The 19,426-nt window shown below is 71.3% G+C and carries 19 protein-coding genes; 10 read left to right on the forward strand and 9 right to left on the reverse strand.

Features of this window, described 5'->3' with window-relative positions; genetic code table 11:
* Window positions 1-2: 2 nt before the first annotated feature.
* Entirely contained in the window at window positions 3-596 is a 594-nt protein-coding gene (locus tag GQF42_RS25685; RefSeq protein ID WP_158923661.1) for a flavodoxin family protein, read from the reverse strand.
* Window positions 597-792: 196 nt separating this feature from the next.
* On the opposite strand from GQF42_RS25685, the gene GQF42_RS25690 reads away from it, so the two are divergent.
* Entirely contained in the window at window positions 793-1,947 is a 1,155-nt protein-coding gene (locus GQF42_RS25690) for a hypothetical protein (RefSeq protein ID WP_199272796.1), read from the forward strand.
* A 43-nt stretch (window positions 1,948-1,990) separates the two neighbouring features.
* Here GQF42_RS25690 and GQF42_RS25695 read toward each other — a convergent pair whose 3' ends face one another.
* From GQF42_RS25695 to GQF42_RS25705, 3 genes are all read right to left on the reverse strand, one after another.
* Window positions 1,991-2,458 (reverse strand): VOC family protein, encoded by a 468-nt coding sequence (locus tag GQF42_RS25695; protein WP_158923663.1) that lies wholly within the window; start codon window positions 2,456-2,458, stop codon window positions 1,991-1,993.
* 85 nt (window positions 2,459-2,543) lie between these two features.
* Window positions 2,544-3,593, reverse strand: a complete 1,050-nt coding sequence (gene rarD / locus GQF42_RS25700) for an EamA family transporter RarD (protein ID WP_158923665.1) — start codon at window positions 3,591-3,593, stop codon at window positions 2,544-2,546.
* 21 nt (window positions 3,594-3,614) lie between these two features.
* Entirely contained in the window at window positions 3,615-4,469 is an 855-nt protein-coding gene (locus tag GQF42_RS25705; protein WP_158923667.1) for an SDR family oxidoreductase, read from the reverse strand.
* 101 nt (window positions 4,470-4,570) lie between these two features.
* On the opposite strand from GQF42_RS25705, the gene GQF42_RS25710 reads away from it, so the two are divergent.
* Entirely contained in the window at window positions 4,571-4,999 is a 429-nt protein-coding gene (locus GQF42_RS25710; RefSeq protein ID WP_158923669.1) for a winged helix-turn-helix transcriptional regulator, read from the forward strand.
* Between the two features lie 15 nt (window positions 5,000-5,014).
* Here GQF42_RS25710 and GQF42_RS25715 read toward each other — a convergent pair whose 3' ends face one another.
* From GQF42_RS25715 to GQF42_RS25735, 5 genes are all read right to left on the reverse strand, one after another.
* On the reverse strand, window positions 5,015-6,076 hold the full coding sequence (locus GQF42_RS25715) for a 2-oxoacid:ferredoxin oxidoreductase subunit beta (protein ID WP_158923671.1): 1,062 nt from the start codon (window positions 6,074-6,076) through the stop codon (window positions 5,015-5,017).
* A complete protein-coding gene (locus tag GQF42_RS25720) occupies window positions 6,069-7,997 on the reverse strand; it encodes a 2-oxoacid:acceptor oxidoreductase subunit alpha (protein WP_158923673.1) in 1,929 nt (642 codons plus the stop codon). Before GQF42_RS25720 ends, GQF42_RS25715 begins: the two co-directional genes overlap by 8 nt.
* A gap of 313 nt (window positions 7,998-8,310) precedes the next feature.
* On the reverse strand, window positions 8,311-9,000 hold the full coding sequence (locus tag GQF42_RS25725; RefSeq protein ID WP_325100350.1) for a response regulator transcription factor: 690 nt from the start codon (window positions 8,998-9,000) through the stop codon (window positions 8,311-8,313).
* 135 nt (window positions 9,001-9,135) lie between these two features.
* The gene (locus GQF42_RS25730; protein WP_158923676.1) at window positions 9,136-10,473 is read right to left on the reverse strand and encodes a sensor histidine kinase; all 1,338 of its coding nucleotides are present in this window, start codon (window positions 10,471-10,473) and stop codon (window positions 9,136-9,138) included.
* Window positions 10,474-10,698: 225 nt separating this feature from the next.
* Entirely contained in the window at window positions 10,699-11,880 is a 1,182-nt protein-coding gene (locus tag GQF42_RS25735; protein WP_158923678.1) for a sensor histidine kinase, read from the reverse strand.
* Window positions 11,881-12,101: 221 nt separating this feature from the next.
* On the opposite strand from GQF42_RS25735, the gene GQF42_RS25740 reads away from it, so the two are divergent.
* From GQF42_RS25740 to GQF42_RS25775, 8 genes are read left to right on the forward strand one after another with little or no spacing between them, the layout of a single operon-like run.
* Entirely contained in the window at window positions 12,102-12,521 is a 420-nt protein-coding gene (locus tag GQF42_RS25740; protein WP_158923680.1) for an NADH-quinone oxidoreductase subunit A, read from the forward strand.
* Window positions 12,512-13,120, forward strand: coding sequence for an NADH-quinone oxidoreductase subunit B (locus GQF42_RS25745; RefSeq protein WP_158923682.1), 609 nt, complete (start codon window positions 12,512-12,514; stop codon window positions 13,118-13,120). The genes GQF42_RS25740 and GQF42_RS25745 overlap by 10 nt, the downstream gene beginning before the upstream one ends.
* Window positions 13,117-14,820 carry an NADH-quinone oxidoreductase subunit C gene (locus GQF42_RS25750; protein WP_158923684.1) on the forward strand — a complete coding sequence of 568 codons (1,704 nt, stop codon included), beginning with the start codon at window positions 13,117-13,119 and terminating at the stop codon, window positions 14,818-14,820. The genes GQF42_RS25745 and GQF42_RS25750 overlap by 4 nt, the downstream gene beginning before the upstream one ends.
* Window positions 14,817-15,785 (forward strand): complex I subunit 1/NuoH family protein, encoded by a 969-nt coding sequence (locus tag GQF42_RS25755; protein WP_158923686.1) that lies wholly within the window; start codon window positions 14,817-14,819, stop codon window positions 15,783-15,785. The genes GQF42_RS25750 and GQF42_RS25755 overlap by 4 nt, the downstream gene beginning before the upstream one ends.
* On the forward strand, window positions 15,785-16,360 hold the full coding sequence (locus GQF42_RS25760) for a NuoI/complex I 23 kDa subunit family protein (RefSeq protein ID WP_158923688.1): 576 nt from the start codon (window positions 15,785-15,787) through the stop codon (window positions 16,358-16,360). The genes GQF42_RS25755 and GQF42_RS25760 overlap by 1 nt, the downstream gene beginning before the upstream one ends.
* The gene (locus tag GQF42_RS25765) at window positions 16,357-17,013 is read left to right on the forward strand and encodes an NADH-quinone oxidoreductase subunit J family protein (RefSeq protein ID WP_375996390.1); all 657 of its coding nucleotides are present in this window, start codon (window positions 16,357-16,359) and stop codon (window positions 17,011-17,013) included. The genes GQF42_RS25760 and GQF42_RS25765 overlap by 4 nt, the downstream gene beginning before the upstream one ends.
* Window positions 17,013-17,402, forward strand: a complete 390-nt coding sequence (gene nuoK, locus GQF42_RS25770; RefSeq protein ID WP_158923690.1) for an NADH-quinone oxidoreductase subunit NuoK — start codon at window positions 17,013-17,015, stop codon at window positions 17,400-17,402. Before GQF42_RS25765 ends, nuoK begins: the two co-directional genes overlap by 1 nt.
* Entirely contained in the window at window positions 17,399-19,420 is a 2,022-nt protein-coding gene (locus tag GQF42_RS25775) for an NADH-quinone oxidoreductase subunit 5 family protein (RefSeq protein WP_158923692.1), read from the forward strand. Before nuoK ends, GQF42_RS25775 begins: the two co-directional genes overlap by 4 nt.
* Window positions 19,421-19,426: the final 6 nt, after the last annotated feature.

Raw genomic sequence — 19,426 nt, forward strand, 5'->3', positions numbered from 1 at the left:
GCCTATCCGGCGGCCGTCGCGTACGGGAAACGGGCGAGCGGCGCGTCCTGCGCGAAGAACGTCTTCGCGCGCGTGAGCGCGTCCGTGTCCTGCAGTACGTCGCCCGGCCCGCTGCCGTTGCCCAGCAGGACCCCGCCGAAGCGCATGCCCATGTAGGCCGCCGAGTTGTTGAGTGTGCCGACGTAAGGGTCGGCGACCGACGGCTCGCGGTCGGCGAGCGCGGCGATGCCCCAGAGCGTGCGGTGGGCCAGGGTCGTCCTGAAGTCCAGGCCGGGGGTGCGCAGCCAGCCCGACCAGTGGTCGAGGTAGCGCTTGGTGAGGCCGGACACCGAGTACCAGTACAGCGGTGAGGCGATCACGATGTCCGTGGCAGCCAGGGTGGCGTCCAGCAGCCGGCCGGTGCTGCTGTCCTGCGGCGGCCGTACGTGTTCGGTGTCGTGCCGCAGGTCCACGAAGTCGGGCAGTGGGTGCTCGGCGAGGCGGATCCAGCGCTGTTCGACGTCACCGGGCAGCTGCTCGGCCGCCCTGCGGGCCAGCAGCTCGGTGTTGCCACCGGTGCGGGCGCTGCCGAGCAGGAACAGGAAGCGGCGGCTCATGGGGTCTCCCAGGGGCGTGCTGTCGTACCACGATTAAAGGCGTGTGCATTTTATGCATACGCAACCAAATTTGACCAGGGCGCGCCTGGTGCGAGGCTGTGACGCTGCGGTGACGCGGAAGCCGTGGGGAGCCGACACACTGGTGGGCAGGACGCGTACGACCGGATCGCGATGCCGGGGGAGTGAGGGAGAACCGATGGCTCGACTGAGCTTCGAGAAGAAGCGGGCGCAGCAGCCCGCGGAGCACCCGGCGGTGGTACCGGTCCGGGTGTTCGGCACCGGAGGCGCGTCGGTGGGCGGGACGTCGGTGGTGGTGCCACCGGGCGAGGAGATCCAGCAGGCGGTGCTGAACCACCTCCAGCGCCTCGCCATCAGCCTCGGCGCCCCGATACACGCCACGATCCATGACGAGCGAGCCGGCTGCGTGGTTCCGCTGGAGGTCTCGGCGGACGGCTCCAGCCGCGTCACGGGCGAGGCGGTACGGACGGCTGCCCGGCAGGAGCTGCGGCCGACGGAGCCGGGGCCCGTGCCGGCCGGGACGGTGCAGGCGCCCACGGGACAGTTCGGCCCTCCGCCGGTCATGACGGAGTCCCTGGCGTCGGTCTCGGTGCCCGCGGCGGCCTTGGTGCCGTCACTGGTATCGGTGCCGTCACCAGCCCCGGTGTTGACGGCCGTCGACGAGGTCCCCAAGGCCGACGTCCTGCGGGCCGAGGAGCCCGCACCCGCGGCGGCCGCCTCTGCCCGCACCCCTGTCATCGCCCCCGCCCCGGTCCTCGCCCACATCCCCGCCGAGGCTTTCGACACCCCTGCCCACACGCCCGCCCGCGGTTTCGACGCCGTGGCCGAGGAGGTGCTCGGGGACGGCCCCGTGACCGAGACGGCGGAGGGCGCCGAGCTGCTGACCGGGCCGATGACGCGGATCAACGAAGCCGTGCGGGCGGGCCGGATCGAGGCGGCGGCGGAACTCGCCGACCGTACGGTCACCGAGGCGGCCACCGTGCTCGGCCCCGGCCACGCCGAGGTGCTGCACCTGCGCGAACTGTCCGCCTACATCTCCTACTTGGACGGCGACCCGGTCCGCGCCTTCGAGCAGTCCCTGGACCTCGCCCGGCTGCGCCGGCAGGCCCGGGACACGGAGGCCGCCTACGGCAACGTGCGCAGTGCTGCGACCGCCTGGCGCGCGGTGCGCGACCCCGAGGAGGGCCTGCGGATGGGCCACGACCTGATCGAGCTGTGGACGGACCTCACCGCCGAGCCGGGCCCCGCCGCCGACGACCCGCAGCCCCTGGAGTCCGCCCGCGCCCGCATGGTCCGCCTGACCGACCGTGCGGCCCGCGGCGCACAGCCGTGAGCCCGGCCCTCGCAAGACGTCGTCACCCCGGCCGCCACGGGGCCTACTGCAAGCAGAACTCGTTGCCCTCCGGGTCCGTCAGCACCAGCCACTGACCGGCGGGCTCCTGCACCTCGCGTACGACCCGTGCGCCCAGCGCCTGGAGCCGGGCCAGCTCCGCCGCGCGCCGCTCGGGGCCGGCGTGCAGGTCGAGGTGGAGGCGGTTCTTGACCGTCTTGGGCTCCGGGACGCGCTGGAAGAGCAGGCGCCGGCCCAGACCGGTGCCGGTCCCGGGATCGTACGGGTCGTCGGGATGCCGTACGGCGATCAGGTCGCGGAAGGCGGGGCGGCCGTGGTACTCGATCGTGGCCTCGCCGGGCAGCGCGCCGGCGGACAGCAGCCGTTCGATCAGGGCGCTGTTGTCCTCGGCCGTGTAGTGCAGCGCGGCGGCCCAGAAGTCGGCCTGCGTGTGCGGGTCGGCCGCGTCGATGACGAGCTTCCAGTGCAGGGGTGCGGGCGTCTGTGTCGACATGAGCGCCACTTATAGCGCGCGGCACCGACAACGGCGGCACCGGTAACGGCCGTCGGACGGCTCTCGAGGAGTCGCGGGACAGCCGTCAGACGTCCACCGCCGCGGACTCGGCCTTCCCGCCGCGTGCCACCACCAGCGACTCCCGCGTGCGCCGCGCGGAACGCAGTGCCTCGCCCGTGAGCAGGATCAGCGCCAGCCAGACCAGTGCGAACCCGGCCCACCGCTCGGGCGGCATGGCCTCGTGGAAGTACAGGATGCCGAGCAGGAACTGGAAGACGGGGGCGAGGTACTGCAGCAGCCCCAGCGTGGACAGGGGCACGCGGATCGCCGCCGCGCCGAAGCAGACCAGCGGCAGCGCGGTGACCAGTCCGGTGGAGGCGAGCAGGGCGGCGTGCCCGGCGCCGTCGTTCACGAAGCTGGCCTCGCCGTGGGCGACGAGCCACAGCAGATAGCCGAACGCGGGCAGGAACTGGATCGCGGTCTCGGCCGCCAGCGACTCGATGCCGCCGAGGCCGACCTTCTTCTTCACGAGGCCGTAGGTGGCGAAGGAGAAGGCGAGGACGAGCGAGATCCACGGCGGACGGCCGTAGCCGACGGTGAGGACGACGACGGCGGCGAAGCCCGTCGCGACCGCCACCCACTGCACGGGCCGCAGCCGTTCCTTCAGCAGCAGCACACCCATCGCGATGGTCACCAGCGGGTTGATGAAGTACCCGAGCGACGACTCGACCACATGGCCCGAGTTCACGGCCCATATGTAGACGCCCCAGTTCACGGTGATGACGGCGGCGGCCACGGCGACGAGCGCGAGCCGGCGCGGCTGGCGCAGCAGCTGCCCGGCCCAGTCCCAGCGCCGTACGAAGAGCAGGGCGACGGCGACGACGACCAGGGACCAGACCATGCGGTGGGCGAGGATCTCCACCGCCCCGGCAGGCTTCAGCAGCGGCCAGAACAGAGGGACCAGCCCCCACAGGCCGTAGGCGGCCAAGCCGTTCAGCAGGCCTGTCCGGTCTTCGCTCCGGGAGCTCCTGGACGTCCTGCTCACGGCCCCTCCTTCTGGTGACACTCGCACGCGCGAGAAAGAAGGTAGCGCCGCACACCCCTGGCTGTCATGCCCGTATCGCCATACGGTCATGACAGTCGGAGGGGGTGACGCTCAGCCCTTGACCGCGGCCGCGACCGCCTCGGTCAGCCGCTGCGGCGGACGGCCGGTCAGACGGGCGAGGTCGCCGGTGGTGACGACCAGCTCGCCCTTCTCGATCGAGGCGTCCACACCGGCCAGGATCTCGGCGAGCGGTGCGGGCAGCCCGGCGCCGGTCAGGATGCCGGTGAGGGCCTCGGGGGTGACCGGGGTGTAGGCGATCTCCCTGCCGGTCTGCCGGCTCAGCTCGGCGGCGTACTCGGCGAAGCCGAACGGCTCGTCGCCGCCCAGCTCGTAGATCTTGTTCTCGTGGCCCGCGCCGGTCAGCACCGCGACCGCGGCGGCGGCGTAGTCGGCACGGGAGGCGGCGGAGATCCGGCCGTCGCCGGCGGCCTGGACGACGGCGCCGTGCTCCAGCACCGGGGCGAGGTTCTCGGTGTAGTTCTCGAAGTACCAGCCGTTGCGCAGCAGCGTGTACGGCAGGCCGGAGGCGAGCAGTACCTCCTCCGTCGCCCGGTGGTCGTCCGCGAGGGCGGCCTTCAGGGCGCCCGGAGCGCTGGTGTACGCGAGCAGCGCCACGCCCGCCGCCCCGGCGGCGTCGATGACGACCTTGTGCTGTTGCACCCGGCCCTTGTCGAACTCGTTGCCCGAGATCAGCAGGACCTTGTCGCCGGCGCCGAAGAGGCTGCCGAAGGTCTCGGGCGCGTTGTAGTCGGCGACGGCGAGCTTCACCCCGCGGGCAGCGAAGTCGGCGGCCTTCTGTTCGTCGCGCACGACGGCGGTGATCTGTTCCGCCGGAACCTTCTCCAGCAGCTGCTCCACGACGTTGCGGCCGAGGTGTCCGGTGGCTCCGGTGACGACGATGCTCATGGTTCGCAAACTCCTTGTGGGGGTGTCCTTTGCCGTATGACACTCACCCTAGGAGGTGCACTAACCAAGCGAAAGTACCCACTTTGAAGTAAGGTACTGGCATGAAGGTAAGCAAGAAGGTGGTGGACGCCGCCGAGGCCCTGTGCCCCCACCGGCTCGTCCTGGAGCACGTCACCAGCCGTTGGGGCGTGCTCGTCCTGACCGAACTGCTGGAACGGCCGTACCGGTTCAGTGAGCTGCGCCGGGCGATCAGTGCCGTCGGCGGGCGGGGCGTCAGCGAGAAGATGCTCACCCAGACCCTCCAGACCCTGGAGCGCGACGGCCTCGTCCACCGGGACGCCAAGCCGGTCATCCCGCCGCGGGTGGACTACTCGCTCACCGGCCTCGGCCGTGAGGCGGCGGAGCAGGTGCGCGCCCTCGCCCTGTGGACGCACGACCGCATGGGCGAGGTGGAGCAGGCCCGTCAGGTCTACGACGACAGGCGCCGGGCATACGACGAGGCCCGGGAAATCCAGTCCCGGGCCTCGTAGCCAAGCGTTGGACGGCTAGCCGACGACTGTCCAGGTGTCGCCGCCGGCGAGGAGTGCGGCGAGGTCGCCCTTGCCCTTCTGCTCGATGGCGGTGTCGAGCTGGTCGGCCATGGCGGTGTCGTAGACCGGGCGTTCGACGTTGCGGAAGACGCCGATGGGGGTGTGGTGCAGGGTGTCGGGGTCGGCGAGGCGGGAGAGGGCGAAGGCGGTGGTCGGGGACGTGGCGTGGGCGTTGTGGACGAGGATGTCCGCCTCGTTGCCGGGCGTCACGGTGACGACCTCCAGGTCGCCGGTGGTCTGGTTGCGCACGACACCACGGGCCGCGTCGGCGCCGAAGCGGATGGGCCTGCCGTGTTCCAGGCGGATCAGTGCTTCCTCGGCCTGCTGTTTGTCCTTGAGGGCGTCGAAGGCGCCGTCGTTGAAGATGTTGCAGTTCTGGTAGATCTCGATCAGGGCCGTGCCCGGGTGGTCGGCGGCCTGGCGCAGCACGTCGGTGAGGTGTTTGCGGTCGGAGTCGATGGTGCGGGCCACGAAGGAGGCCTCGGCGCCGATGGCCAGGGACACGGGGTTGAACGGGGCGTCCAGGGAGCCCATCGGGGTCGACTTGGTGATCTTGCCGACTTCGGAGGTCGGGGAGTACTGGCCCTTGGTCAGGCCGTAGATCCGGTTGTTGAACAGCAGGATCTTGAGGTTGACGTTGCGGCGCAGGGCGTGGATGAGGTGGTTGCCGCCGATGGACAGGGCGTCGCCGTCACCGGTGACCACCCACACGGACAGATCGCGTCTGCTGGTGGCCAGGCCCGTGGCGATGGCGGGGGCGCGGCCGTGGATGGAGTGCATCCCGTAGGTGTTGAGGTAGTACGGGAAGCGGGAGGAACAGCCGATGCCGGAGACGAAGACGATGTTCTCCTTCGCCAGGCCCAGCTCGGGCATGAAGCCCTGTACGGCGGCGAGGATGGCGTAGTCACCGCAGCCCGGGCACCAGCGGACCTCCTGGTCGGACTTGAAGTCCTTCATCGACTGCTTGGCCTCGGCCTTGGGAACCAGGTGCAGCAGCGCGTTGCCGGCGTCAGTCATCGATGGCCTCCTTGAGGGCCGTGGCGAGCTGTTCGGCCTTGAACGGCATGCCGTTGACCTGGTTGTAGGAGTGGGCGTCGACCAGGTACTTCGCCCGGATCAGGGTGGCGAGCTGCCCGAGGTTCATCTCGGGGATCACGACTTTGTCGTAGGCCTTGAGGACGGTGGCGAGGTTGCGGGGGAAGGGGTTGAGGTGGCGCAGGTGGGCCTGGGCGATGGACCTGCCCTGACGGCGCAGTCGCCGGACCGCCGCCGTGATCGGCCCGTAGGTGGAGCCCCAGCCCAGGACCAGGGTGCGGGCGCCGTCCGGGTCGTCGACCTCGACGTCGGGGACCGTGATCCCGTCGATCTTGGCCTGCCGGGTACGGACCATGAAGTCGTGGTTGGCCGGGTCGTAGGAGATGTTGCCCGTGCCGTCCTGCTTCTCGATCCCGCCGATGCGGTGCTCCAGCCCCGGCGTGCCCGGGACGGCCCACGGCCGGGCCAGGGTCTGCGGATCACGCCGGTAGGGCCAGAACACCTCGGTGCCGTCGTCCAGCGTGTGGTTGGGGCCCTGCGCGAACTGCACCGTCAGATCCGGCAGTTCCTCCAGGTCCGGGATCCGCCAGGGCTCGGAACCATTGGCCAGGTAGCCGTCGGACAGCAGCATCACCGGCGTGCGGTACGCCAGCGCGATCCGCGCCGCCTCCAGCGCCGCCCCGAAACAGTCCCCCGGGGTCCGCGGCGCGACGATCGGCACCGGCGCCTCACCGTTGCGCCCGAACATCGCCTGCAGCAGGTCGGCCTGCTCGGTCTTGGTCGGCAGCCCCGTCGAGGGCCCGCCCCGCTGGATGTCCACCACCAGCAGCGGCAGCTCCAGCGACACCGCCAGCCCGATCGTCTCGCTCTTGAGCGCCACACCCGGACCCGACGTCGTCGTCACCGCCAGCGAACCGCCGAACGCCGCACCCAGCGCCGCACCGATCCCCGCGATCTCGTCCTCCGCCTGGAAGGTACGCACACCGAAGTTCTTGTGCCGGCTCAGCTCGTGCAGGATGTCCGAGGCCGGCGTGATCGGGTACGAGCCCAAAAACAGCGGCAGGTCCGCCTGCCGGGACGCGGCGACCAGACCATAGGCCAGGGCCAGGTTGCCGGAGATATTGCGGTACGTACCCACCGGGAACGCCTGGGCGGCCGGAGCGACCTCGTAGGAGACCGCGAAGTCCTCCGTGGTCTCACCGAAGTTCCAGCCCGCCCGGAACGCCGCGATGTTCGCCGCCATGATCTGCGGCTTCTTCGCGAACTTCGACCGCAGGAACTTCTCCGTGCCCTCGGTCGGCCGGTGATACATCCACGACAAAAGCCCCAGCGCGAACATGTTCTTGCTGCGCTCGGCCTCCTTGCGGGACAGGTCGAACTCCCCCAGCGCCTGAACCGTCAGCGTCGTCAGCGGCACCGGATGCAGGCTGTAGCCGTCCAGCGAGCCGTCCTCCAGCGGGGAGGCCTCATAGCCGACCTTCTGCAGGGCACGCCTGGTGAACTCGTCCGTGTCGACGATGATCTCCGCGCCACGCGGCAGATCACCGATGTTCGCCTTCAAAGCGGCCGGGTTCATCGCGACGAGCACGTTCGGCGCGTCACCCGGAGTGAGGATGTCATGGTCGGCGAAGTGCAGCTGGAAACTGGAGACACCGGGCAGGGTCCCGGCAGGCGCACGGATCTCGGCAGGAAAATTCGGCAGAGTGGACAGATCGTTACCGAAAGAAGCAGTCTCCGAGGTGAAACGGTCACCCGTGAGCTGCATACCGTCACCCGAGTCCCCCGCGAACCGGATGATCACCCGGTCCAGGCGCCGCACGTTCTTCGCGTCGCCCGTGTCGCGCTGCTCTCCTGCGACGTTTCCGTCGGCCTGCTCCGCTGGGCTGCTGACCTGGCTGGTCACTGAACTGGACCTCCTTCGAGGCGGCTGTCCGGGGTGGTCGTCCCACCGACCATCCCAGGATCAACCCTACGTCGGTTAGGGTCGCCTTCCCGGGGTTGTCCATGGATTGGACGACTTTTCGAGACTGCCTTTCGCGCTGGATTCGCTGTGCTTTTCCATCATGTCCCGCGGCGCTCAAGCGCGGATCAAGGCGCTCTTCGCGCGTCCTTCGTGCGTCCCACGGTTCCCCTCGGCAGATCCCGTACGCGGTCCTTCAGGGGCCCGGACACAGGGCCTCGGACACAGGCCCCCGAAGGATGCGGACACGGCTCTGTCAGGAGTTGAGGTAGGTGAGAACGGCCAGAACTCGCCGGTGATCCCCGTCACTCGGTGTCAGGCCGAGCTTGAGGAATATGTTGCTGACGTGCTTCTCCACGGCGCCGTCGCTGACCACCAGCTGCCGGGCGATCGCCGAGTTCGTGCGGCCTTCGGCCATCAGCCCGAGCACCTCGCGCTCGCGCGGGGTCAGCCCGGTCAGCACGTCCTGCTTGCGGCTGCGGCCGAGCAACTGCGCAACCACCTCCGGGTCCAGCGCCGTACCGCCCTGCGCGACCCGCACCACCGCGTCCACGAACTCGCGCACCTCGGCGACCCGGTCCTTGAGCAGATAACCCACGCCCCGGCTGGAACCGGCGAGCAGTTCGGTCGCGTAGCGCTCCTCCACGTACTGGGACAGCACCAGCACGCCGAGCCCCGGATACGTCCTGCGCAGCCGGACGGCCGCGCGTACGCCCTCGTCGGTGTGGGTCGGCGGCATCCGTACGTCCGCCACGACCACGTCGGGCAGCGTGCCCTGGGCGTCCAGGTCGGCGACGGTCTTCACCAGCGCCTCTGCGTCCCCGACACCGGCCACGACATCGTGCCCGCGGTCGGTCAGCAGCCGGGTCAGGCCCTCTCTGAGCAGCACTGAATCCTCGGCGATGACCACCCGCACTCTGTCCTCCACGATCTCCCGGCCCCCCATGCCCGCTCTCCGACGACGTTCGTCCGTACGGAGGTCAAGCATTCCAGCAATCCCCCCGGCCCGCCGCCCCACCAGGGAATTCCATCGCCATGGCAACGGGGGTACGGGCCGGGGGAGGGGGATGCCGTTGCGCTGTCAGGTCCGCCAGGGCAGTTCCGCGATCACCCGGGTGGGGCCGCCCTGCGGGGAGTCCACCACGAGGACGCCGTCCACCGCGTCCAGGCGTCCGGCGAGCCCGGCCAGGCCCGAGCCGTGCGCCACGTCCGCGCCGCCGACCCCGTCGTCCGCCACCTGGATCAGCAGCCGGTCGTCGGCGCGCCAGACGTCGACGGAGGCCGACCGGGCCCGGCTGTGCTTGCTGATGTTCTGGAGCAGTTCGGAGACGGTGAAGTAGGCGATCCCCTCGATGGCCGGCGCCGGGCGGCCCGGCAGGTCGACCTCGACCTTCACCGGCACCGTGCAGCGGGAGGCGACCGCGGAGAGGGCCGCGTCCAGGCCGCGGTCGGTCAGCACGGCCGGGTGGATGCCGCGGGCGAGGTCGCGCAGCTCCTGCAGCGCCGTCTTCACCTCGCCGTGCGCCTCCTCCACCATCTGCGCCGCCGCCCGCGGATCCTCCTGGAGCTTCTCCTTCGCCAGCCCCAGGTCCATGGCCAGGTTCACCAGCCGGGCCTGCGCCCCGTCGTGCAGGTCCCGCTCGATACGCCGCAGGTCGGCGGCGGCCGTGTCGACCACGACCCCGCGGTCCGACTCCAGCTCCACCACCCGGGCCGACAGCGGCGACGGCCCCAGCAGCCCGCGTACCAGCAGCCCGTCCACCGTCGTCAGGGCCCGTACGATCCACGGCGTGGCCAGCGTGAACAGCAGGCCGACCAGCGCGGTCACGGTGATCTCGAACGGGTTGTCGAGATAGACGCTGTGGTGCTCGTCGCCGTACAGCTGCAGCCCGCCCTGGCCGGCGTAGGCGGGGAAGACCCAGAACCACAGCGGGTAGGTCAGCAGTGCCCAGCCCATGGTCCACAGGGCCACCGTCACCGTGAACGAGAACACCGCCCAGGGGAACTGCACCACTGCGTACAGCAGATTGCGCCAGGAGGCGCCGCTCTTGAGCACCGCGCCCATCCAGGCCGCCGCACCCGGCTTGCGCACCTGCAGCGGCTGCGGCGCGGGCACGTCCAGCCCCAGCAGCCCGCGCGCCCGCGCCCGCTCCAGCGCGCCGAAGCCCCGGCAGCCGGCGAGTCCCGCCGCGAGCACCGGGACGCCGAGGAAGGTCACGAGCAGGCCCGCCCCGAGCGACACCATCGTCACCGTCCAGGTGAACAGCACGATCGAGATCGGCAGGCTCAGCAGGACGTACCCGAACTCGCGCCAGGTGCGCCCCTCGAACGGCGCCCGCAGCCCGGCGGGCAGCCGGTAGCCGGTCCCGGCGGGCCGCCCCTGCCCCCGCTCATACCCGTGTCCGTACTCCGTGGCCATCGAATCCCGTTCCGTTCTCGTCGTCTTGTCGCGCGTCGTCTCCTCGCGCGTCCTCTTCTCGCGGGCCGTCCTCGCGTCGTCCGAGCTGCGCTGCGGCCGTGTCCTCCACGGTCGTACGCCGCGGCTCCCCGGGCCATGGAGTCCGTCGGCGTCTTGCCCCGGGGGTTTTCCCCACCCCGCGCCCCCTGAGGGCACCCCGCGCCCCCTGAGGGCGCGGCTGCGCCGTCACTCCGTCCGGTCCCGCCACGGCAGTTCCGCGGTGACCACCGTCGGGCCGCCGGCCGGGGAGTCGAGGACGAACAGGCCGTCCACCGCGCCCAGCCGCTCCGACAGCCCCCGCATTCCGCTGCCGCCCTCCAGCCGGGCGCCGCCCCGGCCGTCGTCGCGGACCTGGATCAGCAGCCGGTCGTCCGCGCGCCAGACGTCGACGGAGGCGTTGCGGGCCCCACTGTGCTTGCTGATGTTCTGGAGCAGTTCGGAGACGGTGAAGTAGGCGATGCCCTCGATCGCCGGGGCCGGGCGGACCGCCAGGTCCACGGTGACCTTCACCGGCACCGTGCAGCGCGTGGCCACCGAGGACAGGGCCGCGTCCAGCCCCCGGTCGGTCAGCACGGCGGGATGGATGCCGCGGGCGAGGTCGCGCAGCTCCTGCAAGGCCAGCTTGACCTCGCCGTGCGCCTCCTCCACCATCGACGCCGCCGAGTCGGGATCCTCCAGCAGCTTCTCCTTGGCCAGGCCGAGCCCCATGGCGAGGTTCACCAGCCGGGCCTGCGCCCCGTCGTGCAGGTCCCGCTCGATGCGCCGCAGGTCGGCCGCCGCCGTGTCGACCACGACCCCCCGGTCCGACTCCAGCTCGGCGATCCGGCGTTCCAGTTCGTCCGAGGGCGACAGCAGCCCGCGCACCATCGCCCGGTCCACGTTCGCAAGGCCCCGCGCCAGATACGGCAGCACCGGCCACAGCGCGAATATCGAGGCCAGCACGGTGCAGAAGGTGAGGATGCCCCAGGGCAAGCGGATCAGGTCGTAGAGCAGCGTCCGCCAGCCCACCGGGTCCTTCAGCGCCATCCACAGCCGCTGTACCGGACTCCCGCCCCTGGCCAGCGGCAGCGGAGTCGGCTCCTCCACCCGTACGCCGAGCAGCCACCGGGCGCGGGCCCGCTCCAGTTTCCCCAGCTGCCGGGAGCCCAGCAGGCTCAGCGCGAGCAGGGGCAGGCCGACCACGGTGATCGTGAGCGCCCCGCCGACGGAGAGTGTGGTGACCGCGTACACAAAGCCGAACACGGCCACCGGCAGGTTCAGCAGGAGATACGCGATCTCCTTCCAGGTGTGCGGGTCATAGGCCGGCCGGATCGCGGGCAGACGGTCGGTGCCGTCGGCCGGTCCGGCAGCGGTACGGGGAGCGGTCATACCGGTCAGCCTGCCGTGCGCGGCACCCTCCGCGCCATGCGGTACGCCGCCCTCCGCCGCCGGGGGAAAACCCCACCCCCGTCCGCGCCACTCGTCTCATGCCGTGACTGGCTGCTTACCGGTTCTTTATCAGGGCCTAGACTCCCGTGCGTACAGATCCTCGAACACGTGGGATCACAGGGTTCACTCAGGTCACGAGGTCAGGGAGCGAGGCGCGCACGGTGCGGGAGACGTTGGGGGACTCGACGGTCGCCGCGGCGAACGTCATCGCGGCCGGCTACTTCCGGTCCTACTCGGTGGTGGGCCTGCTCGCGCTCGTCGGCGTGCTGTTCGTCGCGGTCGCCTTCGGCGCCGGCCGGCTGCTGCGCCCCGTCGTGCCGACCCCGGAGAAACTGCTGACCTACGAGTGCGGCGTCGACCCCGTCGGCGAGGGCTGGGCGCATACCCAGGTCCGCTACTACGTCTACGCCTTCCTGTACGTGATCTTCGCGGTCGACTCGATCTTCCTTTTCCCCTGGGCGACGGTCTTCGCCGCCCCCGGCTACGGCGCGACGACGCTCGTGGAGATGTTCGTCTTCCTGGGCTTCCTCGCCGTCGGCCTGCTGTACGCATACAAGAAGGGCGTCCTGACATGGACGTGACCCCCACTCCTGTGTCGCTCCCCGAGCCCAAGCGGCTGGGCGCGCTGGCCCGTCTGGCCCCCGAGCCGATGAAGGTGATCCTGAACTGGGGTCGCCGCTACTCGCTCTGGGTCTTCAACTTCGGCCTGGCCTGCTGCGCGATCGAGTTCATCGCCGCGTCCATGGCTCGCCACGACTTCATCCGCCTCGGCGTGATCCCGTTCGCTCCCGGCCCCCGCCAGGCCGACCTGATGGTGGTGTCGGGCACGGTGACGGACAAGATGGCCCCGGCCGTCAAGCGCCTGTACGAGCAGATGCCCGAGCCCAAGTACGTCATCTCGTTCGGCGCCTGCTCCAACTGCGGCGGCCCGTACTGGGACTCCTACTCCGTCACCAAGGGCGTCGACCAGATCATTCCCGTGGACGTCTACGTCCCCGGCTGCCCGCCGCGCCCGGAGGCGCTGCTCCAGGGCATCCTCAAGCTCCAGGAGAAGATCGCCCGCGAGTCGCTGGAGGAGCGCTACGGCCACTCCCGGGCGTCGGTGGCCGAGTTGACCAGCGACCTGGTGAAGCCGCCGGTGCCGGCCACGGGCACCGCCGCTGAGGAGGACCCCCGATGAGCACGGTCGGCTGGCTGCCCGCCCCGGTCGAGGACCTCTTCGGTACGGACGCCACGGCCGAGGAGTCGTACGACCTCCTGACCGTGGACGTACCGCCGTCCGCCTGGCTCACCGCCCTGGAGACGGCCCGTACGACCCTGGGCTGCACCTATTTCGACTGGCTGAGCGCGGTCGACGAACCGGGCACGGGCTTCCGTGTCTCGGCGCACGTCGTCGCCCTGGGCCCGGTCCGCCGTCTCCTCGTCCGTACGACCGTCCCGCACGAGGCGCCGGAGCTGCCCTCCGCCGTTGGCGTCTACGCGGGCGCCGCCTGGCACGAGCGCGAGACCCACGAGATGTTCGGCGTCCGCTTCGCGGGCCACCCGTCGCTGGAGCACCTCCTCCTGCCCGAGAACTTCGAGGGCCACCCGCTCCGCAAGGACTTCGTCCTCGCCGCCCGCGTGGCCAAGGCCTGGCCCGGCGCGAAGGAGCCCGGGGAATCCGCGGCGGGTGCGGCGCACGGGGGCCCCAAGCGCCGCCAGATGCTGCCCCCGGGCGTCCCCGACCCCAACGAGTGGGGTCCCCTCAAGGGCCAGCTCCCGCCCGCCCCGGCCCGCCCGGCCCGGGGAGCGGCAGGTCGTACGGCAGCGGAACGCCCGGCCCGCGCAGGGACGGGTGCGGGCGCCGACGCCGGCGCGGTCGGGGAGCGTCCGGTACGGCGGACCCGTACGGCGGCGGGGGGCTCGGCGAGCCAAACGACACCGTCGGCCGAGTCGGCCGGCTCAACTGGCTCACCCGGGGAGGCCGCTGCGGGGTCCGGTGTTGGTGCAGCTGGTGCAGCTGGTGCCGGTGCTCGGCCGCGTCGGATGCGGAGCGCGAGCCAGGGCTCGGTGAGCCAGACGGAGTCCCGGGACGCGACCGAGGGCGAGGCTGCTCAGCGGGCGGCGGACGACGCGGCCACCGAGGCGGCTTCGTCGGCACCGGCGCCCGCCCCTGCCCCGGCACGCCCGCGCCGCTCGCGCAGCGCCTCGCAGGGCTCCGCTACACAGCGCGCCCAGACGCAGGCCCAGGAACCGACGCAGCCACCGGAGCAGGGAGAGCAGCAGGCACCGGAGCAGCGGCAGGCACCGGCCGAACCGGAGAGCACGGCCCGCCGGAGCACGGCCCCGCGCAGCTCGGACGCCCCGTGGCACCACGCCCGGCCGGCCTTCGACGAGCCGGGGCAGAAGCCTGCGGCGGAGGAGAACGCGGCGGCCGGCCAGAAGGCGGCGGCCGAGGAAGAGCCGAGCGCGGAGCGGCGGGCGGCGGCCGAGCAGAAGCCGACGGCGGAGCAGAAACCGACGGCCGAGGACAAGCTCACGGCCGAGGACAAGCCCACGGCCGGGTCGGAGGCGACGCCGGAGTCGAGACCGGCGCCGGACCCGGAAGCGTTGCCTCTGGCGAAGGGGCCTGCGCCGGGACCCGAGGCGACGTTCGAGCCGAAGACTCCCGAGGGGGATCCGCACCCCGAGCCGCTGCCGCAGCCCCAGCCCGATGAGCCGGAGGCGCAGCGCGTGGAACCAGAGGCGCTGCCCGAGGAGGCGGAGCCGCAGCCGGAGGATGCGGAGCCACGGCGCGGGCAAGCGCCGCCGGAGCCCGAGCCGCGGGCCGAGTCGCCCGAACCGTCCATGCCCGAAACCCCCGACGGCACCACCGACAACCCCACAGGAGGCCCGCAGTGAACGACGCGCTGGACGTCGCCCTGCGACTCCTGGTCGTGTTCGTCGTCTTCCTCACCTTCCCGCTGATCGTCGGCCAGACCGAGCACAAGGTGATGGCCCACATGCAGGGCCGCCTCGGCCCGATGTACGCGGGCGGTTTTCACGGCTGGGCCCAGCTCATCGCGGACGGCGTGAAATTCGCGCAGAAGGAGGACGTGGTCCCGGCCGGTGCCGACCGCCGCGTCTTCCAGCTCGCCCCCGCCGTCGCCCTGCTGCCGTACCTCCTTGTCCTGCTCGCGATTCCCATCGGCCCGAGCGAGGGCGCGGTGGGCCAGCTCATCGACGCGGGCGTCTTCTTCGTGCTCGCGGTGATGGGCGTCGGCGTACTCGGCTCGCTCATGGCCGGGTGGGCTAGCGCGAACAAGTTCTCCCTGCTCGGCGGCCTGCGCACGGCCGCCCAACTGCTCGCCTACGAACTCCCGATGCTGCTGGCTGCCGCCTCGGTCGCGATGGCCGCGGGCACCGTCTCGCTGCCCGGCATCCTGCATGCCTTCCACTGGTGGTGGGTGCCCTGGCAGATTGTCGGCGCGCTCGTCTTCTTCGTCGCCGGCCTCGCCGAACTGCAACGCCCGCCGTTCGACATGCCCGTCGCCGACTCGGAGATCATCTTCGGCGCCTACACCGAGTACACCGGTCTGCGTTTCGCACTGTTCCTCCTCGCCGAGTACGCCGGCATCGTCGTCCTGTGCGGTCTGACCACCGTCCTCTTCCTGGGCGGCTGGCACGGCCCCTGGGGCGCCGACGGCCTCGGCTGGCTGTGGACCCTGCTGAAGACCGCGATCCTCGCCTTCGTCGTCATCTGGCTCCGCGTCACCTACCCCCGCCTGCGCGAGGACCAGCTCCAGAAGCTCTCCTGGACCCTCCTCGTCCCCCTCTCCCTCGCCCAGATCGCCCTCACCGGCATCGTCAAGGTGGTGATCTCCTGATGGCCGATTCACTCCCTCCCACCCGGCCCCGCATCCCTGGCAGCGGCCTGGCCAAGGGCCTGGCCGTCACCCTGCGCACGATGACGAGGAAGTCCGTCACCGAGCAGTACCCGGACGCCCAGCCCGAACTGCCGCCGCGCACCCGTGGCGTGATCGGCCTGTTCGAGGAGAACTGCACCGTCTGCATGCTGTGCGCCCGTGAGTGCCCGGACTGGTGCATCTACATCGACTCGCACAAGGAGACCGTCCCGCCCGCCGCTCCCGGCGGTCGTGAGCGCAGCCGCAACGTCCTCGACCGGTTCGCGATCGACTTCTCCCTGTGCATGTACTGCGGTATCTGCATCGAGGTCTGTCCTTTCGACGCGCTGTTCTGGTCCCCGGAGTTCGAGTACGCCGAGACCGACATCCGCGAACTCACCCACGAGCGGGACAAGCTCCGCGAGTGGATGTGGACCGTCCCGGCCCCGCCCGCCCTGGACCCCGCGGCGGAGGAGCCGAAGGAGATCGCCGCGGCCCGCAAGACCGCCGAGAAGCTGGCGGCCGCACAGGCCGACCCGGGGGAGGACCGGTCGTGAGCCTCGCTGCAGCCGTGAGCCTGGCGGCAGCCCGGCACGGCTTCCTGTCCCCGACCGGTGTCGAGATCGCCTTCCTGCTCGTCGGCCTGATGACCTTCGGCGCGGCCCTGATCACCGTCACCACCCGGCAGCTGGTGCACGCCGCGCTGTGGCTGGTGGTCGCGCTCGGCGGTCTCGCCGTCGAGTACCTCCTGCTCACCGCCGAGTTCATCGCCTGGGTGCAGGTCCTCATCTATGTCGGTTCCGTCGTCGTCCTCCTCCTGTTCGGACTGATGCTCACCAGGGCGCCGATCGGGCGCTCCCCGGATGCCGACTCGGGCAACCGCTGGATCGCCCTCGCCGTCGCGGTGGCCGCCGCCGTGGCCCTGGTGTGGGTGGTCGTCGACGCCTTCCGTACGACGTGGATCGACCTGAACGGCCCCGCCGCCGGCACCACTCGAGTCACCGGCGAGAGCCTGTTCCGGCACTGGGTGCTGCCCTTCGAGGCCCTGTCCGTCCTCCTCCTCGCGGCGCTGGTCGGCGCGATCGTCCTGTCCCGCAAGGCGAAGGCGGAGTCGGGCCCTCCCTCTGTGAACTCCCGGGCGGTCGCCCAGAGTTCCCCTTCCGTCACGGATTCCGGAATTCACCCGGCCGAGAAGGAAGGAGCCCGCTGATGCACCTCGCCTATCCCGCCGTACTCTCCGCCCTCCTGTTCTGCACCGGCCTGTACGGCGTCCTCGCCCGTCGCAACGCGATCCTGGTCCTGATGTCGGTCGAGCTGATGCTCAACGCCGTCAACCTCAACCTGGTCGCCTTCGACGTCTGGCTGAGCCGGGCCGCCAGGGAGACCCTGCACTCCGGCCAGGCGCTCACCCTGTTCACCATCGCCATCGCAGCCGCCGAGATCGGCATCGGCCTGGCGATCGTGCTCGCCGTCTACCGCAATCGCGGCACCTCCGACATCGACAAGCTCCGCGACACCGCCGAGGGCCCCGAGACCGGTGGCCCTGACACCGAGGGCCCCGGCACCTCCGCGGACGAGAAGGCTGAGGCCACCGCGTGACCACGACCCACCTCGCCGTCCTCGTCCCCCTCCTGCCGTTCCTGGGTGCCGCGGTGGGCCTGCTGCTCGGCCGCACCGCCCCCGGCTTCGTCCGCCCGCTCGCCGTGCTGCCGCCGCTGGCCTCGCTCGTCCTGGCCGCGCTGGTAGCGGCGCACCAGGGCGGCGGCCGGGCCCTCGACGCGCACACGGAACTGACGCCCACCGGCTCGGTCCCGATCGAGCTGGCCCTGCACATCGACGGCTTCGCCGCACTCGTAGCGATCCTGGTCGCCTTCGTCGCGACCTGCGTGCAGATCTACTCGACGGGCTACCTGCGCGACGACCCGCGCTACCCCTCCTACGCGGCCCTCGTCTCCCTGTTCACCTCCGCGATGCTCCTGGTCGTCTACTCCGGCGACCTGATCGTGCTGCTGGTCGGCTGGGAAGTCATGGGCATCTGCTCCTACTTCCTGGTCGGCCATTACTGGGAGACCCCCGAGGCCCGCGCCGCCTCCCTGAAGGCCTTCCTGGTCACCAAGCTCGGCGACGTGCCGTTCCTCATCGGCCTGTTCGCCCTCGGCACCGACGCCGGGTCCTTCCGTATCACCCGCGTCCTCGGTACCGTCGCCGGCGGCAACCTGCACCACCCGACACTGATCGCTCTGCTTCTCCTCGCGGGTGTCGCGGGCAAGTCGGCGCAGTTCCCGCTGCACACCTGGCTCCCGGACGCGATGGCGGGCCCGACGCCCGTCTCGGCGCTGATCCACGCCGCGACGATGGTCGCCGCCGGTGTCTACTTCATCGCCCGTCTCCTTCCCGTGTTCGAGGCCTCCCAGGCCGCGATGGTCGTCCTCGCCGTCATGGCCGCCGTCACGATGACCGGCTCGGCGCTCGCCGCGCTGGCCCAGGACGACATCAAGCGCGTCCTCGCCTACTCGACGATCGGCCAGCTCGGCTACATGACCGGCGCCCTCGCCGTCGGCGACCGCGGTGCCGCCGTCTTCCACCTCCTGTCCCACGGCGCCTTCAAGGCGCTGCTGTTCCTCGCGGCCGGCGTGATCATCCACGCCGCCGGCACCAACTCGCTGGCCGCCATGTCCCGCATGCACGGCCTGCGCGACCGAGTACCGGACGCCTACTGGACGATGACCGTGGCGTTGCTCGCGCTCGCCGCGATCCCGCCGTTCAGCGGCTTCTTCTCCAAGGAGTCCGTCCTTGGTGCCGCCGAGCACGTGGCGAACGGGAACACCGACCATGCGCCCGGTGCCGCCGGCTGGATCGTCCTCGTCGCCGGTCTCCTCACCGCCCTGCTCACCGCCGCCTACGCGGCCCGGCTGTGGCTGCTGGCCTTCCGCGGCCAGGGAGCCGAAGCACCGGATCACGGCCGCCAGCCGCTGACGATGACCGTCGTGCTGTGGGTCCTTGCCGTTCCCTCCCTGGCCTTCGGCGGGCTCGCCTACCGTGCCCTGCCCGGTTGGTTCGACGGCCGCGACCTGACCCCGACGCTCCTCACCTCCATCCTCGGCACGGGCTTCGCCCTGGTCGGCGGACTGCTCACCTACGGTGCCTGGCAGCGCACCTGCGCGCTCGCCGCCCGCGTCCCGGCAGCCCCCGCACCCTCCTTCGAATGGGAGCGGCTGGAGGGCGAGGCCGCCGCGCACCCGGAGGGCGACGCGAGCCTGGTCGAGGCCCACGCCCTCGCCGACCACGGTCCGGCCTCCCGCGACCTCGCCCACGCGCCCGACCCCGGTCGCCTGTTGCTCGGCCCGCTGTACCGGCACGCGGCCGCCGGCTTCCACCTGGACGCCGTGTACACGGCGATGTTCGTCCGCCCGGTGCAAGCCGGAGCGAGCCTCGTCCGGTTCCTCGACCGAGAGGTCGTCGACACCTACGTAGGGGGCGCCGCCGCGCTGCCCCGGCTGCTCGGGGCCGCCGTACGGCGCGCTCAGACAGGCAATGTGCAGACCTATGTGAGCGCGCTGCTCGCCGGCACCGTCGTCCTGGCGGTCGCCGTCGTCCTCGTCGCCACCGGAGCGTGAGCAGGC

The organism is Streptomyces broussonetiae (assembly GCF_009796285.1).
Taxonomy (GTDB): domain Bacteria; phylum Actinomycetota; class Actinomycetes; order Streptomycetales; family Streptomycetaceae; genus Streptomyces; species Streptomyces broussonetiae.

Excerpts from the sequence above, each read along its gene's own strand:
- GQF42_RS25690 (WP_199272796.1), top strand. The coding sequence starts at position 793 with ATGGCTCGACTGAGCTTCGAGAAGAAGCGGGCGCAGCAGCCCGCGGAG.
- GQF42_RS25715 (WP_158923671.1), bottom strand. The coding sequence starts at position 6,076 with ATGACTGACGCCGGCAACGCGCTGCTGCACCTGGTTCCCAAGGCCGAG.
- nuoK (WP_158923690.1), top strand. The coding sequence starts at position 17,013 with ATGCACCTCGCCTATCCCGCCGTACTCTCCGCCCTCCTGTTCTGCACC.
- GQF42_RS25705 (WP_158923667.1), bottom strand. The coding sequence starts at position 4,469 with ATGAGCATCGTCGTCACCGGAGCCACCGGACACCTCGGCCGCAACGTC.
- GQF42_RS25695 (WP_158923663.1), bottom strand. The coding sequence starts at position 2,458 with ATGTCGACACAGACGCCCGCACCCCTGCACTGGAAGCTCGTCATCGAC.
- GQF42_RS25745 (WP_158923682.1), top strand. The coding sequence starts at position 12,512 with ATGGACGTGACCCCCACTCCTGTGTCGCTCCCCGAGCCCAAGCGGCTG.
- rarD (WP_158923665.1), bottom strand. The coding sequence starts at position 3,593 with ATGACCGTATGGCGATACGGGCATGACAGCCAGGGGTGTGCGGCGCTA.
- GQF42_RS25710 (WP_158923669.1), top strand. The coding sequence starts at position 4,571 with ATGAAGGTAAGCAAGAAGGTGGTGGACGCCGCCGAGGCCCTGTGCCCC.
- GQF42_RS25735 (WP_158923678.1), bottom strand. The coding sequence starts at position 11,880 with ATGACCGCTCCCCGTACCGCTGCCGGACCGGCCGACGGCACCGACCGT.
- GQF42_RS25685 (WP_158923661.1), bottom strand. The coding sequence starts at position 596 with ATGAGCCGCCGCTTCCTGTTCCTGCTCGGCAGCGCCCGCACCGGTGGC.
- GQF42_RS25760 (WP_158923688.1), top strand. The coding sequence starts at position 15,785 with ATGGCCGATTCACTCCCTCCCACCCGGCCCCGCATCCCTGGCAGCGGC.
- GQF42_RS25750 (WP_158923684.1), top strand. The coding sequence starts at position 13,117 with ATGAGCACGGTCGGCTGGCTGCCCGCCCCGGTCGAGGACCTCTTCGGT.
- GQF42_RS25725 (WP_325100350.1), bottom strand. The coding sequence starts at position 9,000 with ATGGGGGGCCGGGAGATCGTGGAGGACAGAGTGCGGGTGGTCATCGCC.
- GQF42_RS25730 (WP_158923676.1), bottom strand. The coding sequence starts at position 10,473 with ATGGCCACGGAGTACGGACACGGGTATGAGCGGGGGCAGGGGCGGCCC.